The organism is Mesorhizobium wenxiniae, assembly GCF_002284535.1.
GTDB lineage: Bacteria > Pseudomonadota > Alphaproteobacteria > Rhizobiales > Rhizobiaceae > Mesorhizobium > Mesorhizobium wenxiniae.
Map to the genome: position 1 here is coordinate 451,359 of NZ_NPKH01000039.1, position 14,359 is coordinate 465,717.

At 62.4% G+C, this 14,359-nt stretch carries 12 protein-coding genes and 1 pseudogene; 6 read left to right on the forward strand and 7 right to left on the reverse strand.

All coding sequences use genetic code 11. The features are described from left to right. Positions 1–81 precede the first annotated feature (81 nt). Complete coding sequence (gene ileS / locus CIT31_RS32390) at positions 82–3,066, reverse strand: isoleucine--tRNA ligase (RefSeq protein ID WP_095521847.1); 2,985 nt, start codon at positions 3,064–3,066, stop codon at positions 82–84. 55 nt (positions 3,067–3,121) lie between these two features. Between ileS and CIT31_RS32395 the strand changes: the two genes are divergently transcribed. Next, entirely contained in the window at positions 3,122–3,337 is a 216-nt protein-coding gene (locus CIT31_RS32395) for a hypothetical protein (protein WP_095521848.1), read from the forward strand. A 36-nt stretch (positions 3,338–3,373) separates the two neighbouring features. Here CIT31_RS32395 and CIT31_RS32400 read toward each other — a convergent pair whose 3' ends face one another. After that, entirely contained in the window at positions 3,374–4,186 is an 813-nt protein-coding gene (locus CIT31_RS32400; RefSeq protein WP_095521849.1) for a MipA/OmpV family protein, read from the reverse strand. Between the two features lie 209 nt (positions 4,187–4,395). Between CIT31_RS32400 and CIT31_RS32405 the strand changes: the two genes are divergently transcribed. Next, positions 4,396–4,950 (forward strand): HdeD family acid-resistance protein, encoded by a 555-nt coding sequence (locus CIT31_RS32405; RefSeq protein ID WP_095521902.1) that lies wholly within the window; start codon positions 4,396–4,398, stop codon positions 4,948–4,950. Positions 4,951–4,952: 2 nt separating this feature from the next. On the opposite strand, the gene CIT31_RS32410 is transcribed toward CIT31_RS32405, so the two are convergent. Together CIT31_RS32410 and CIT31_RS32415 are read right to left on the reverse strand one after the other, a co-directional pair. Beyond that, a complete protein-coding gene (locus CIT31_RS32410) occupies positions 4,953–5,936 on the reverse strand; it encodes a bifunctional riboflavin kinase/FAD synthetase (protein WP_095521850.1) in 984 nt (327 codons plus the stop codon). A 9-nt stretch (positions 5,937–5,945) separates the two neighbouring features. Beyond that, positions 5,946–6,806, reverse strand: a complete 861-nt coding sequence (locus CIT31_RS32415) for a TIGR01459 family HAD-type hydrolase (RefSeq protein ID WP_095521851.1) — start codon at positions 6,804–6,806, stop codon at positions 5,946–5,948. A gap of 347 nt (positions 6,807–7,153) precedes the next feature. Here CIT31_RS32415 and CIT31_RS32420 point away from each other — a divergent pair, with 347 nt between their 5' ends. Further along, on the forward strand, positions 7,154–9,112 hold the full coding sequence (locus CIT31_RS32420) for a pilus assembly protein TadG-related protein (RefSeq protein ID WP_095521852.1): 1,959 nt from the start codon (positions 7,154–7,156) through the stop codon (positions 9,110–9,112). A 154-nt stretch (positions 9,113–9,266) separates the two neighbouring features. Next, positions 9,267–9,899 (forward strand): LysE family translocator, encoded by a 633-nt coding sequence (locus CIT31_RS32425; protein WP_095521853.1) that lies wholly within the window; start codon positions 9,267–9,269, stop codon positions 9,897–9,899. 89 nt (positions 9,900–9,988) lie between these two features. On the opposite strand, the gene CIT31_RS32430 is transcribed toward CIT31_RS32425, so the two are convergent. Both CIT31_RS32430 and CIT31_RS32435 read right to left on the reverse strand, forming a co-directional pair. Continuing rightward, on the reverse strand, positions 9,989–10,816 hold the full coding sequence (locus tag CIT31_RS32430) for a DUF2189 domain-containing protein (protein WP_095521854.1): 828 nt from the start codon (positions 10,814–10,816) through the stop codon (positions 9,989–9,991). 175 nt (positions 10,817–10,991) lie between these two features. Further along, entirely contained in the window at positions 10,992–11,696 is a 705-nt protein-coding gene (locus CIT31_RS32435; RefSeq protein WP_095521855.1) for a glutathione S-transferase family protein, read from the reverse strand. Positions 11,697–11,801: 105 nt separating this feature from the next. On the opposite strand from CIT31_RS32435, the gene CIT31_RS32440 reads away from it, so the two are divergent. Together CIT31_RS32440 and CIT31_RS32445 are read left to right on the forward strand one after the other, a co-directional pair. Continuing rightward, entirely contained in the window at positions 11,802–12,167 is a 366-nt protein-coding gene (locus tag CIT31_RS32440) for a winged helix-turn-helix transcriptional regulator (protein ID WP_095521856.1), read from the forward strand. Between the two features lie 500 nt (positions 12,168–12,667). Continuing rightward, positions 12,668–13,864: an MFS transporter gene (locus CIT31_RS32445; protein WP_095521857.1), complete on the forward strand. Its 1,197-nt coding sequence runs from the start codon at positions 12,668–12,670 to the stop codon at positions 13,862–13,864. A gap of 323 nt (positions 13,865–14,187) precedes the next feature. Here the strand turns inward: CIT31_RS32445 and CIT31_RS32450 are convergent. After that, positions 14,188–14,359: pseudogene (locus CIT31_RS32450) on the reverse strand (mechanosensitive ion channel family protein); the annotation flags it as partial.

Below are 14,359 nucleotides of genomic sequence, written 5' to 3' on the forward strand. Positions count from 1 at the left end.
TTCGCGTGTTTACCTCAACCACTCGTTAAGGGCAACGAGCGGGGGCTGATCAGCCGCCCGCCGTGGCATTTGTGCACCGCCTTATATACGACCAAGCGCCTTCAATTCATGCAGGACCGCCGCGTCCCGCGCCGAAACGTCGGGGAATTCCTCGTCCTGCCCGACATCGGCCGTGTATCGCCATGAGCGCGCGCATTTGACTAGGCCCCGGTCCTCGGCTTTCTCGACCACCACGGCGACGCCCTTGATGTCGTCCAGCGTGAAGGCACCAGAAGGCGCGTCGCCATGCGCAATGACCAGATCGCTGGTGATCGCCATTTCGGCCATGTCGACATCTGATATCGCCGCTTCGAGCGCCGCATCGTCGAGCATGACGACCGGCACCGCTTCCAGCGACGAGCCGATGACCTTCTGGGCACGTGCGATCTCCAGAGCGCCGGTGACGACACGGCGGACCTGCCGCACCTTGCGCCATTTTTCCGCCAGCGCCTCGTTCTTCCAGCCGGACGGGATTGGCGGGAACTGGTCGAGATGCACCGAGACGGCGTCCGGATGGCGGTCGAGCCAAGCCTCCTCCATAGTGAAGGGCAGCATCGGCGCCAGCCATTTCACCAGGCAGTCGAACAGATGGCGTACCACCTGCACGGACGCCTTGCGCTTTACGCTGGACGGCGCCTCGCAGTAGAGCGCGTCCTTGCGGATGTCGAAATAGAAGGCCGACAGCTCGACCACCATGAAGTCGAGCAGCGTGCGGGTGATGCGCTTGAACTCGAAGGCGTCGTAGCCCGCGCGCACGACTTCATCGAGTTCGGAAAGCCGGTGCAGCATCAGCCGCTCCAGCTCCGGCATCTTGTCCAGCGGCACGTCCTCGCGATCGTCATGGGCAAGCGTGCCCAGCATCCAGCGGATGGTGTTGCGCAGCTTGCGGTAGGCGTCGACATTGGTCTGCAAGACGTTCTTGCCGAGCCGCTGATCCTCCCAGTAGTCGGTCGTCACCACCCATAGCCGCAGGATATCGGCGCCCGACTGTTTGATGACGTCCTGCGGCACCACGGTGTTGCCGAGCGACTTCGACATCTTGCGCCCCTCCTCGTCCATGGTGAAACCATGGGTGACGACGGTGTCGTAAGGCGCCCTGCCCGTGGTGCCGCAGCTTTCAAGCAGCGAGGAGTGGAACCAGCCGCGATGCTGGTCGGAGCCTTCGAGATAGACGTCGGCCGGCCATTTCAGGTCAGGACGATCCTCCAGGGTGAAGACATGGGTCGAGCCGGAATCGAACCAGACGTCGAGGATGTCCATCACCTGCTGCCATTTCGAGGCATCGTGGTTGCCGAGGAAACGCTCCTTGGCGCCGGCCGCAAACCAGGCGTCGGCGCCTTCCTTCTCGAAGGCGTCCATGATGCGCTGGTTGACCGCCTCGTCGCGCAGGACATTGCCGTCGGCATCGGCGAAGACGGCGATCGGCACGCCCCAGGCGCGCTGGCGCGACAGCACCCAGTCGGGGCGCTCCTCGATCATGGCGCGGATGCGGTTCTGGCCGGCGGCAGGCACGAAGCGGGTGTCGTCGATGGCCTTCAAGGCACGGCTGCGCAGCGTCGTGCCGTCGCCGAGCTCCTTGTCCATGTAGACGAACCATTGCGGCGTGTTGCGGAAGATGATCGGCTTCTTCGACCGCCACGAATGCGGATAGGAATGCTTCAGCCGGCCGCGCGCGAACAGCGCGTTGCGCTTGATCAGCTCGTCGATGACCGCCTGATTGGCATTGCCCTTCTTGCCGTTGTCGTCGATGACGCGGGCCGCACCGCCCTCGCGGTCCGGGCCGAAGCCGGGCGCATCCTTGGTGAAGAAGCCGGCGTCGTCGACAGGGAACGGGATCGCCGTGTCGATGCCGCGTTGGCGCAGTTCCGATGCAGCGTCCGTCCAGGCATCGAAGTCCTCGCGGCCGTGACTGGGCGAGGTGTGAACGAAGCCGGTGCCGGCATCGTCGGTGACGTGGTCGCCGGCGAGCATTGGGACGGGGAAGTCGTAGCCGCCATTCAAATCTTTGAAGGGATGAGAAAGGGTAAGGCTTCCAAGCTCTTCGGCCGAAATGCTACGGAAGCGATTCATCGTCACTTTGGCTTTGGCCGCAGCCTCGTCCGCCAACGCGTCGGCAAAGATCAGTCTTTCGCCAGGCTGCGGGCCGAAAGCATTCTCGGCCGCAGTGACCTCGTAGAGGCCATAGTTGATGCGTGGCGAATAGTTTACGGCGCGGTTGCCGGGTATGGTCCACGGCGTGGTCGTCCAGATGACGACATGGGCCTCCAGCAAGTCCAGTGACGTCTGCGTCAGCTTTGGATCCAAGGCCGGCTGCCCATCTTCGACGTTGGTGACCTGACGAGCGAGGCTGACGACCGGAAACTTCGCCCAGATCGTGTCGCTCTCATAGTCCTGGTATTCGACCTCAGCCTCGGCCAGTGCGGTGCGCTCGACAACGCTCCACATCACCGGCTTGGAGCCGCGATAGAGCTGGCCCGACATGGCGAATTTCAACAGTTCGCCGGCGATGCGCGCCTCGGCATGGAACGCCATCGTCGTATAGGGATTGTCGAAGTCGCCGACGACACCGAGCCTCTGGAACTCGCCGCCCTGCACCTTGATCCAGTGCGCGGCGAACTCGCGGCATTCCTTGCGGAACTCGTTGACCGGGACCTCGTCCTTGTTCTTGCCCTTGGCGCGGTATTGCTCCTCGATTTTCCATTCGATCGGCAGGCCGTGGCAATCCCAGCCGGGCACATAGTTCGAGTCGTAGCCGCGCATCTGGAACGAGCGGGTGATGACGTCCTTGAGGATCTTGTTCAGCGCATGGCCGATATGGATGTTGCCGTTGGCGTAGGGCGGGCCGTCATGTAGCACGTATTTTTCGCGGCCGGCGGCGTTTTCGCGCAGCTTGCGGTAAAGGTCCATGTCCTGCCAGCGCTTGACCAGCAGCGGTTCCTTCTCGGGCAAGCCGGCGCGCATCGGGAAATCCGTCTGCGGCAGATAAAGCGTTTTGGAATAGTCGATCGTTTCAACAGTGTCGGTCATTGGGGTATCGGTCATTGGTCTGCCATATGCATTGCCCGGCAAAAGAGCCCGGGCGTTGAACTATCATGATCTGGAAAAAGCGCGAGAGGCCGCGCGCAAAATTCCCGGCGGCTCCGGCGGCGCTCAAGCCGTCCGGAACACCGGGCTCGTAATTCGTATCGCAAGCGCGAGAGGGCGCGAAACGCTCGTCATGGCCGGGCTTTTAGCCGAGACAGGCGATATTGAAAAGCCCGAACTCTCGGTGCCTTCATTGCAGCTAATGACGTCATAATGCATCCGGCCGATAGGCGATTGCCGGGCTAAGCACTCACATCGAGAAATCGAAGCGATAGGTCGTCGATACGCCGATCATGAACTGATCTCTGGAGCCGCGCTCCTTGACCAGGCTGGAATCGGCCGCCGGGCCCATCAGGCGTGAATACTCGCCGAACAGGCTGGCCGTCATCGGCTCGGTCACTTTCCAGGTCACCCCGCCGCCGAGGCCCGCCGACTTCACTCCGCCGCCCGGACGGTATCGGCTGAGGCCCGAAGCCACGGCTTCCTCGGCGTTGACGCCGTAATAGGCGTCGAAATAGTCTGACGAGGCAAACGAGACGCGCGGCCCGCCCGAAATTCTGACGTCGGGCGTCACATCATAGAATGCGTCGGCGGCGATGTCGGCGACAAAGCCGCTATGGGCGCGAATGCCGCGCCGCAATTCGGCGCGGGCACGCAACCAGTCAAAAGGATAAAATTCGAAGAAGCCGCCGGCCTCGCCACCCCAGCGCACCGGGTCGAGGCCTTTCAGCTCGTCGGCGTCGTCGCCATCGCGCGAAAACAGCAATTTTCCGGTCAGGCCGGCGCGGAGGCCGCCGTCGTCGATCAACGCCAGCGAAATGTTGTCGTTGCGCGAGGTGAAGCGGGCCGCAGGACCGGCCTTGCCGAGCGAGATGATCGGCTGGGCGCTGAGCAGGTACTTCTTGCCGCCCTCAAAGTTCGGCGCGACCATGCCGGTGGCGCCGACCGTCAGATACCAGTCGCCGGACAGCCAGCCCAAAGCGCCCTCGCCGGCTTCGGCGGCACCGGGCGCGCACAGCACGAAGCTGGCCAAGACCACCTGAAACACCCTGACAGAACGCATCGTCACTCCATACGCACGAAACGCCGGCGGGAACAACCGGCCTGGCCAAGAGCCATGGCGCCGGTTCAGTAAACTTTGATTTAAATTCGAAACGCTGCCTCGCTTTTTTGGCGTGCGTCCGGTGCAAGCTGCTCGCTGGACGGGCAAGGCCTTCGGCGCTACCCTCCAAATTGGCAAGATGCCAGGCGACCTCGATGGAGATGGCGGCGATGACCCTGCAACGCGATGCTTTAAGGGATGCGATTGGTCAGACGCGGGCGAAATGGGGATGGTTCGTCGGGCTCGGCGTGCTGCTTCTGATCCTCGGCGGCATCGCATTCGGCAATCTGTTCATCGCCACGGTCGCCTCGGTCTATGTCGTCGGCTGGCTGATGCTGATGGCCGGAATCATCGAGATCATGCATGCCTTCGGTGTGAAGACATGGAGCCGGTTCTTCTACTGGCTGCTCAGCGGCCTCCTCTATGCAGTCGCCGGGTTCTTCGCCTTCTACAATCCGCTGCTGGCGTCGGCGGTGCTGACCTTCCTGCTGGCGGTCGCCCTTCTCGCCTCTGGCGTGCTCAGGGCCTGGGTCGGGTACAAGCACAGACCGGAAAAAGGCTGGGGCTGGCTGGTGGCGGCCGGCGTCATCAGCGCGCTGGCAGGCCTGGTCATCGCTATGGGCTGGCCAGTCAACAGCGTATGGGTGCTGGGGCTGTTTCTCGCCGTCGACCTGATCTTCCAGGGCTGGGCCTTCATTGCGGTCGGCCTGGCGCTAAAAAAATAAGCTCAAAAAGCAATGGCCGCGTCGAGATCGGAAAGCGGGCGGACCCCGGCAAGCAGCGCCCTCGCCTCGACCTCGTCGCGCTTCATCTGTGCGACCAGCGCGTCGAGCCCGTCGAACTTCACCTCGGCGCGCAGGAAACCAAAGAAGGACACAGCGCAAATCTCGCCGTAGAGATCGCCGGAGAAGTCGAAGACGAAGGTTTCCAGAAGCGGCGCGCCGTTGTCATCGACGGTCGGGCGGCGGCCGAAGCTGGCAACCCCATCATGAAGCGTGCCGTCGGCGCGACGAAAGCGGACGGCATAAATCCCTTCCTTCAGAGTGGCTTCCGGCGAAAGCCTCATATTGGCGGTTGGAAAGCCGAGCGTCCGGCCAAGCTGCTGGCCGCCGATCACCTCGCTGTCGACCGTGAAGCGGTAGCCGAGCAGGCCGGCGGCCTCGGCCACCGCGCCTTCGCACAGCAGCGCGCGGATCCGGCTCGACGACACCACCTCGGCGCCCTCGTCGCGAAACGCGTCAACCAGGGTGACGCCGAAGCCGTGGCGTTCGCCGGCCGCCATCAGAAAGGCCGGGCCGCCTTGCCTGTCCTTGCCGAAGTGGAAGTCGAAGCCGGTCACTGCGTGACTGATGCCGAGGTTCCTGTCCAGCACGTCGGTCACGAACGCTTCCGCCGACAATGCGGCGAAGCCGCGCGTGAACGGCTGTTCGACGAGTGCGGCAAAGCCTAGATACGATAACAGCCGTGCTTTCATCGGCGGCGGCGTCAGCACGAACAGCGGTATCTCAGGCCGGAACACCTTTCTCGGATGCGGCTCGAAGGTCAGCACCAGAGCCGGCACGCCGCGCCGGCGGGCCTCGGCAAGCGCGCGCTCGAGCACCGCCTGGTGGCCGCGGTGCACACCGTCGAAATTGCCGATCGCCACCACGCCACCCCGCAAATGGGCCGGCAGCGGCGAGATTGCAGAAACGCGTTCGGAGGCTTCCGTCATCGAGCGACCCTACTGCAGTCTCGGAATGACCGCGACCGGCCGGTAGCCGTGCCTTTCCAGAAAGGCAATTAGCCTGGCCGGATCCGGTTGTAGCGGATCGCCGTAGTCGCGGGCATGCACGCCGCCCGACACGTAGAGCACGTCGAAGCCGTTGTCGGCAGCCCCCTTGATGTCGGTCATCATGCCGTCGCCGATGGCCAGCACGTTCGAGCGCTCGACCGTGCGGCCGAGCAGGTCGGCGATCTCCTTCATCGCGACATCATAGACCGGGGCATAAGGTTTTCCGGCGATCAGCGTCCGCCCGCCGAGCTGGGCATAGTCGCGAGCCAAGGCCCCGGCGCACCAGATCATCCGCTCGCCGCGCTCGACCACGATGTCGGGATTGGCGCAGATGAAGGGCAGGTTCCTGGCGCGTAGCCGCCGAAGAAGATCGGCGTAGTCCTCCGGCTTCTCGACCTCGTCGTCGAACAGCCCGGTGCAGACCACGCCGGATGCCTCGAACTCCTCGACGAGCTCGACGTCAAGACCGTCATAGAGCGTGAAATCGCGGTCGGCGCCGATATGGAAGATCTTTCGCGGGCCCTCGATGATCAGGTCGCGGGTCACGTCACCGGAGGTGACGATACGGTCATAGGCCGCAGAAGGAACGCCGATCGCATTCATCTGCGCCACCACATCGGCGCTGCGCCGCGGCGAATTGGTGATCAGCACCACAGGTATCTTCGCTTTGCGTGCGGTCGCCAGCGCCAGAGCGGCGGCCGGAAAATGCCGTTCGCCATTGTGGACCACGCCCCAGACATCGCACAGGATGGCAGAATAGGCTGCAGACAAATCCGCGAGCGAGCCGATGATATCGGGCGAATCCGCCATATCGTTTCCCAGGTCATGATGGTTGCGAGCGCCGCCGCCGACGATCCGCAGCGACCGGACCGCATTAACCGAAGCTCTTCACCCTGTCACCAGCTTTCGCTGCGTTCAGCATGCCACCCAGCAATGAAGGCATAATCGCAAAGCACAAAAATTTTCGTTTCCCGAGCTTTAGCCGATTCCGGAGGCTCGGCGGCGATCCCGATCGCGGGCGGCATTGGCCCAGCGGCGGCGTGGTTAACGAGCTTTGAAAAAGTGTGTCGACCTTGGACATATTTTAGCAATCTGAAATTTAAGGATTGGTGGCATCGTTCGCGGACATAAGGGGTTCTGGCGGGGTGCTGACGGCAATGATCCGAAAATTCGGTAGGGACCGGCGTGGCAACTATACGCTGATGACGGTCATCACCATGGTGCCGCTCATGGGCGGCTTGGCGCTCAGCGTCGACTACTCGGAACTGCTCCGCCAGAAGAACGCTACGTTGAATGCCCTGGACGGCGCCGGCCTGGCTACCGCTCATAAGATCGTCTCCGGCGCAAGCGACGACGACGCCAAGGCCTATGCCAAGACTTTCTTCGAAGCCAATCTCGGCCCTGTCGATCCGGCCAATACTTTGCTTACCGTCACCCTGCCCAACAGCAATGCGGGTGGCGGCACGTTGAAGCTCTGCAGCGCCCTGACGTATCACCCCTATTTTCTGCCGGCCGCCGCTATGCTGATGGGCGGCGGGACCACCAGCGATACGACCTTCACGGCGTGCTCGGAAATCCGCCTCAAGAACACGCTGGAAGTAGCCCTTGTGCTCGATAATTCCGGCTCGATGAATAATCTGGGGTCCGGCACCGGCGCGAAGCGAATAGACCTGCTGAAGACTGCCGCCAAGCAGCTTGTCGATACGCTGGCACTGCAGGCACAGCAGATGAAGCAGGTCACTAAACCGGTGCAGTTCTCCCTGGTGCCGTTCGCTGCTTCGGTCAATGTCGGTCCCACCCATGACCAGGATAGCTGGATGGACCAGGACGGCATCTCCCCGATCCAGCACGAGGATTTCGACTGGACGAAGATGACCCCCGCCAACGATCCGGACAAATACGCTGAGAAGCTCAACGGCGTCTGGTACAAGCGCGGCGCCGGCTGGGGCGACAGCGAGGATCAACCACTGACCCGCTTCAGCCTTTACGCCGACATCACGGTCGAGTCCGGCCGCGAAGAAGTGCCTAACACGAAACAGTATATCTGCGACACCTATAACAAAAAAGGCAACTGCAGCAGCGGCCACTGGACCACTCCGGAATATATCTACACCACCAGTCGCTATGCGAGCTGGCAGGGTTGCGTCGAGGCGAGGCCGCACCCGTATAATAACGACGATACGACGCCGAACACCGCCACGCCTGCCACGCTGTTCGTGCCGATGTTTGCGCCGGACGAGGCTGGCACCCTCTGGCTCGATTTCAACCGCGACGGCGCTAACGACGTGACCTATTTGTCCTATGGTTACGGCAACAACTGGTGGGCCGACTGGCCCTACACCGCAAGTCCGACCGCATCCGAGCGGCAGTCGGACATGCGCAAATATTTCCTGGTCAAGCCTTACGGCTCGCAGTCGGCTGCCTCGGGCGACGGCCCGAATTCGTCCTGCACGACCAACCCGATCACGCCGCTCAAAGACGTGAGCCAGATTGCCCAGAAAGACGAGATCAAGAACGCCATCGACGCCATGGCGCCGAACGGCAATACCAACGTGCCGGAAGGCCTTGCCTGGGGCTGGCGGACGGTGTCGAGCAACGAACCTTTCACCGAGGGTCGGCCGAACACCGAAAGGGGCAACGACAAAGTGGTGATCGTGCTGACTGACGGCGCTAATACCTACAGCGCCGTCAGCGACAGCGGCTATGCCAACAACAGGTCGACCTATGCCGCTTACGGCTACACCGGCCTGACATATCCGGGCTCTGGGAGCGTGACGCGCCTGTTCATGAACACGAGCACGGACATCGGCAAGACCACCTATACCGGCGCCAATTACACCGCCGCTCTGGACGAGCAGATGCAGACCCTTTGCGCCAACGCGAAGAGTTCGAACATTCTCGTCATGACCGTCGCGCTCGACCTGTCGACCACCGATGCCGGCGATAAGAAAGCGCTCGAGGCGCTGAAGGCATGCTCGTCGGACTCGCGCTTCCGCATGGATCCCACGGATCCGACCAAACCGGCCAAGCTGTTCTGGAACGCGACCGGGGCGACGTTGTCGGACAATTTCAAGGAAATCGCCAACGAATTGTCGAACCTGCGCATCGTCGGCTGACATGTAAGCGGCGATGCGACGGGCTGGCGCAATGGCTTGCGCTGTCATGCTCTTGCGCGTGCGGACTAGCGAGGGCACTTGGAGCGTTCGCCTGACCGTGCACATCGGATGGAGATCATCGGGAGGCGCGGAGTCGCCATCCGGAGATGCACCTGTGCCCGAAGCCGCCAATCATCTCGCCTTCGCGCTGGTCTGCCTCGGCATGGTGCTGACGCCTGGGCCGAATATGATCTATCTGATCTCGCGATCGCTGTCTCAGGGGCCGAAAGCCGGCCTGATCTCGCTCGGTGGCGTGGGGCTCGGCTTTGTCTTCTACGTGTTGTCAGCGGCATTCGGCATCACCGCGCTGCTGCTTGCCGTGCCTTACGCCTATGATGCGCTGCGCTTTGCCGGCGCCCTCTACCTTTTGTGGCTTGCCTGGCAAGCAGTGAGGCCAGGCGGACGCTCGCCGTTCCAGGTCCGGGAACTGCCGAAGGACAGGCCGCGCAAATTGTTCGCCATGGGCCTGATGACCAATCTGCTCAACCCGAAGGTGGCGGTGCTTTATCTTTCGCTGCTGCCGCAGTTCATCAGCCCCGGCAAGGGCCACGTGCTTTCGCAGCTTCTGGTGCTCGGCACCACGCAGATTGCGATCAGCCTCACCGTCAAAGCGATCATCGCGGTTACGGCCGGCTCGATCGCCGTGTTCCTCGCCGGCCGACCGCTATGGCTGGTGATCCAGCGTTGGATGATGGGCACGGTGCTGACCGCACTGGCCCTGAAGATGACAACCGACGCGCAGCGTTAACTAAGAGCATCGGACCCAAAAGTGGGTACCGGTTTGGGAGAATCCGATGCTCAAACGAAAAGATAGAGCGGCGGCACCGCCGCCGTAGCCTACATCGGCCGCCGGTCCTGCTGCGCCCGCTCCGGTTCGACCACCCTGCGATAGAGGTGCCACGTCGCATGACCAAGCACGGGCATGACGACGGCGAGCCCGGCAAACAGCGGGATCGAGCCGATGACCAGCAGCACGGCCACCATCAGGCCCCACAGCGCCATCTGCAGCGGATTTGTCATCACCGCCCGCGCCGATGTCTCGATTGCCGAGACCGCGCCGACATCGCGGTCGAGCAGCAGCGGGAAAGCGACGACGGTCGTCGCCAGCACGATCGCGGCGAAGACGAAGCCAGCCGCATTGCCGAGCAGGATCAGCGTCCAGCCTTTGGGCGTTGTCAGCACCTCGCGCAAAAAGCCGCCGATCGAGGCGGGCGGCTGATTGCCGAACAGGCCGGTGTAGATCGATTGCGCGGTGTACAGCCAGAGCAGGAACAGTGCCACCAGCATGACGCCGATGACTGCGATCGCCGGCAGCGCCGGCGAGTGGCGCACGTCGAGCGCGTGCCACCAGGACGTGTCCATGCCGAGTTCGCGGCGGCGGCTGATCTCGTAGAGGCCGATCGCGGCGAACGGTCCAAGCAGGGCGAAGCCGGACATCAGGGGATAGAGGAGCTGGATGGCGTTGGAGCCGGATGTCGTCCACTGCGCCAGGATCAATCCGACCACCGGATAGATCAGGCACATGAACACGTAATGCGATGGCTTTGCCCAGAAATCCTCGACGCCGAGCCGTAGCACATCCATCAGGTCTGCCGTGGTGATGCGGCGCACCGTGGGCTGCACGTGCATTCCACGCGCGTCCGACATGACATGAAAGCTGGCCATAACCATTCTCCCGTGTGTCGGGGCGGCCACCGCCAGGATGGCCGCCCGTGGCTGCCATTTCAAAAGCGATGGCATAATAGCCGAATTCGATGTGATTGTCGCGAATCGGGTGGTGTCGGAGCAAGCGCCGCGCGGCACAGGGCGCGTCCGTGCCGCGCGGCTGGCGTGTGCTAGTCTAGGCACCAAATCGTTCAATCACCTCGGCCAGCGGAATGTGGCCAAGGCAGGCACCCGAACCCGCCGGCTTTTCGCCATCCTCGATGGCCTGCGCATACCGCACGTCCTGATCGCTTTCGATCCGGCGGCGCAACGCCGCCAGCTTGGGGTAGGAGGCGCCGTCGACCGCCTTGTGGAACTCCGCCCAGCGTGCCACGCCAATGAGCGTGGTATCCGCCAGCGTCAGGCGATCGCCGACCAGAAAGTCCGTGTCGACGATCATCGCCTCAAGCCGGTCATGGCGTTCGGCAACGGCCTTGCGGCCAAAGTCGCGCAAGGTCGCCAGCAGGACCGGTTCGGCCGATTCCATTTCATATGCAGCCCAGAGCGGGGTGAAAGCGGCGGTGAAACCGGTGTTCACGAAAGCCATCAGCTGATGCATCCGGTCGGCTTCCGGCGAGCGAGGATCGAAGCTGATGCGACGTTGCGTGTCGCTGGCTTCGAGCCAAGCGGCAATCGCCATGGTCTCGGTGAGCACTCTGCCTTCGTCCGTGATCAACACCGGCGTTTCTTGACGGCCGTTGATGCTGGCATAGGCGTCGTTCTTCATTTCGGTGAGCATGTCGACGCGACACAGGCGGTAAGGCTGTCCGAGGCGTTCAAAAGCAGCGACAAGCCCCATCGAACTTCCCGCCGGGACGCCGTAAAGGAGGATAGGTTCCATTTCTTTGTCTCTTCCATGTTAGGGATCACGCTGCGCAGCGAAGCTTGACCCTAAACGCTGGTCGTCCATGTAAATTACGCACTATTCTGTAACCAGGGACCCGCCATGAAGGATGTCGTCTCACGCTGCCCGATCGAAGAGACCATGCGCGTGATCAGCGGTCGCTGGCCCACCTTGCTGCTCTACTATCTCAAGGACGGGACCAAGCGCTTCAGCGAACTGAGGCGTGACAACCCGACCGTGTCGCACGGCATTCTGGCGCTGGAACTGCGCAAGCTGGAAGAAGCCGGGATTGTGCGGCGAACTGCACATGCCGGCTATCCGCTACGCGTCGACTATGACCTCACGGCGCCCGGCCTCAAGCTTGTGCCGCTCATCGACGCCCTGGGCGACTGGTGGGAAGATACCGAGGACGATCGGGCCGGCCAGATTTCATCGACGCCGGAAACCAGGCTCGTCAAGGCGGCCTGACCAGTGGTGAAAACCTGATGCCTGCTACCCGAGGCTGGACACCGCTTTGGGTTGGATTTGCCGTCCGGGCCTAATACCGCAATGCGCGGGTAGCGCCAGAAGCCGTTATTGCCGAGCAGATACTCTAACGTCGCGTTCTGGGCCGCAAGCGGACTTGCGGCTTCGAGGCTCGGAATGTCAGAAGCGGACATTTTGGTGCCCTGCGTGCATCGACGTGAACTGACCCCTCTCGGACCTTCCCTAAATGCAAGATGACGAGCAGGTATTCTGCCCCCCAATCCCGACCCTTGACAGCCAAGTGCAATATGCGCCAGCTGCGTCTTCGGTCGTTACAAGCCATTGACACGATATGAATCAGCATTGTTGGGCGGTGGCCTGAGGATTGAAGCCGATATGCGCTTCGCTGAAATGTCTAATGCGACTCCGTCATGATCTTCCGGCCCCGTCGAGCGACGCTGCCAAAGCCGGTGACGCCGAGGTGATGAGGGCAGGCTAGATCAGTGCAGCAGATCCGCCCGGCGACGTTTCTTTTTGCGGCACGAGCCCTGCGCGACATGGGCGACGGCTTCGTGGCAATTCTGTTGCCGGTCTATCTCTTGGCATTAGGCTTCGCACCACTGCAGGTCGGCATCATAGCAACCGCATCGCTGCTCGGTTCAGCGCTCATGACCATCGCCGCCGGACTCCTTGGTGCCCGACACGATCACCGCCAACTCCTGCTTGCCGCCGCCAGTCTGATGGTCGCCACAGGTGTGGCCCTTGCTGTGGTCCACGACTACGCGCTGCTTTTGGTGATCGCCTTCGCAGGCACCATCAACCCGTCGGCCGGCAGCGTCAGCGTATTCGTACCTTTAGAGCATGCCGTGCTCACGCGCGAAGTCACTGATGCCGCCCGGACCAAAATGTTCGCGCGTTACAGCCTGGTGGGTGCGCTCGCAGGCGCGGTTGGCGCGCTTGCTTCGGCGACACCTGATCTTCTGGCTCCAGCCGGCTTCGACCAACTCACCGGCATCAAGGCGATGTTCGTGCTCTATGCATTTCTGGGCCTGCTCGGCGGCCTTCTCTACGCGCGGATCCCGCAGCGCCGTCCAGCGTCGGACTCCGGCACCGCGTCCGCGCTCGGCCCCTCGCGCAATATTGTGTTCAAGCTCGCGGCCCTTTTTAGCCTTGATGCCTTCGCCGGCGGCTTCGTCGTCCAGTCGCTGCTTGCCCTGTGGCTTTTCGAAACATTCGACCTGTCGCTCTCGGAAGCGGGCTTTTTCTTCTTCTGGTCCGGCGTACTTTCGGCGTTCTCATTCCCCGTTGCTGCTTGGCTGTCCCGGCACATCGGGCTCATCAACACGATGGTGTTCACTCACATTCCGTCCAGCATTGCTCTGATGTTGGCGGCGCTTGCGCCCACGCTGCCTCTGGCACTCGTCCTGCTGTTGATCCGCGCTGCGCTTTCGCAGATGGACGTCCCGACGCGATCGTCTTACGTCATGGCCGTCGTCACGGAGGCAGAGCGGGCGGCGGCCGCGAGCTTCACATCTGTCCCGCGCAGCCTAGCCGCCGCAGCCAGTCCCGCCTTGGCGGGCGCTCTGTTCGCTGCCTCGTTCCGGGCATGGCCCCTCCTGATCTGCGGTGCCCTAAAGATCATTTATGACCTGCTGCTGCTGATGCAATTCCGGCACCTCAAGCCGCCAGAGGAACGGTGATACAGTGTTGTCGGTTGGGGTGTGTTATACCAGGACGTCGACTGATCAGGCCGGGCCGCGGCCTTGTAAAAGCGGCACCAGCCATCAGGGCTGATTTCATCCGCGACAATCTCGCATGCATTCGGCTCCCGGAAATGGGTGCACCCGGCGAAGAACGGGTGTTGTCATGCATGACGGCCCCGCCAGCTCGCACTTATTGCCCTGCAGATACCGGATCAGCGAATTGTCCCCGCGATACATCCATGCACGAGCCCGATAAACGGAGCCCATATCGTCGATCATCCGGGCTTGCCTGCCGCGACGCGGGCGGGGCGTGAGGAAGTTCACCTCAAATTGCTCTTCGGAAACAGCACGCGATCGGGTTTTGCATTCATTCGCGCCAGCATTTCCTTGATCAAGCGTGTTTTGGTGCGGCCCGCTTCCTTCGGCGGCACAAGGTAACGCACGATGGCCTCGAGCCAGGTGTTTTCACTGACGCGAAAATGAACCACGGGA

Excerpts from the sequence above, each read along its gene's own strand:
- CIT31_RS32405 (WP_095521902.1), top strand. The coding sequence starts at position 4,396 with ATGACCCTGCAACGCGATGCTTTAAGGGATGCGATTGGTCAGACGCGG.
- CIT31_RS32415 (WP_095521851.1), bottom strand. The coding sequence starts at position 6,806 with ATGGCGGATTCGCCCGATATCATCGGCTCGCTCGCGGATTTGTCTGCA.
- CIT31_RS32435 (WP_095521855.1), bottom strand. The coding sequence starts at position 11,696 with ATGGAACCTATCCTCCTTTACGGCGTCCCGGCGGGAAGTTCGATGGGG.
- CIT31_RS32400 (WP_095521849.1), bottom strand. The coding sequence starts at position 4,186 with ATGCGTTCTGTCAGGGTGTTTCAGGTGGTCTTGGCCAGCTTCGTGCTG.
- CIT31_RS32410 (WP_095521850.1), bottom strand. The coding sequence starts at position 5,936 with ATGACGGAAGCCTCCGAACGCGTTTCTGCAATCTCGCCGCTGCCGGCC.
- CIT31_RS32440 (WP_095521856.1), top strand. The coding sequence starts at position 11,802 with ATGAAGGATGTCGTCTCACGCTGCCCGATCGAAGAGACCATGCGCGTG.
- CIT31_RS32420 (WP_095521852.1), top strand. The coding sequence starts at position 7,154 with ATGATCCGAAAATTCGGTAGGGACCGGCGTGGCAACTATACGCTGATG.
- CIT31_RS32430 (WP_095521854.1), bottom strand. The coding sequence starts at position 10,816 with ATGGCCAGCTTTCATGTCATGTCGGACGCGCGTGGAATGCACGTGCAG.
- ileS (WP_095521847.1), bottom strand. The coding sequence starts at position 3,066 with ATGACCGACACTGTTGAAACGATCGACTATTCCAAAACGCTTTATCTG.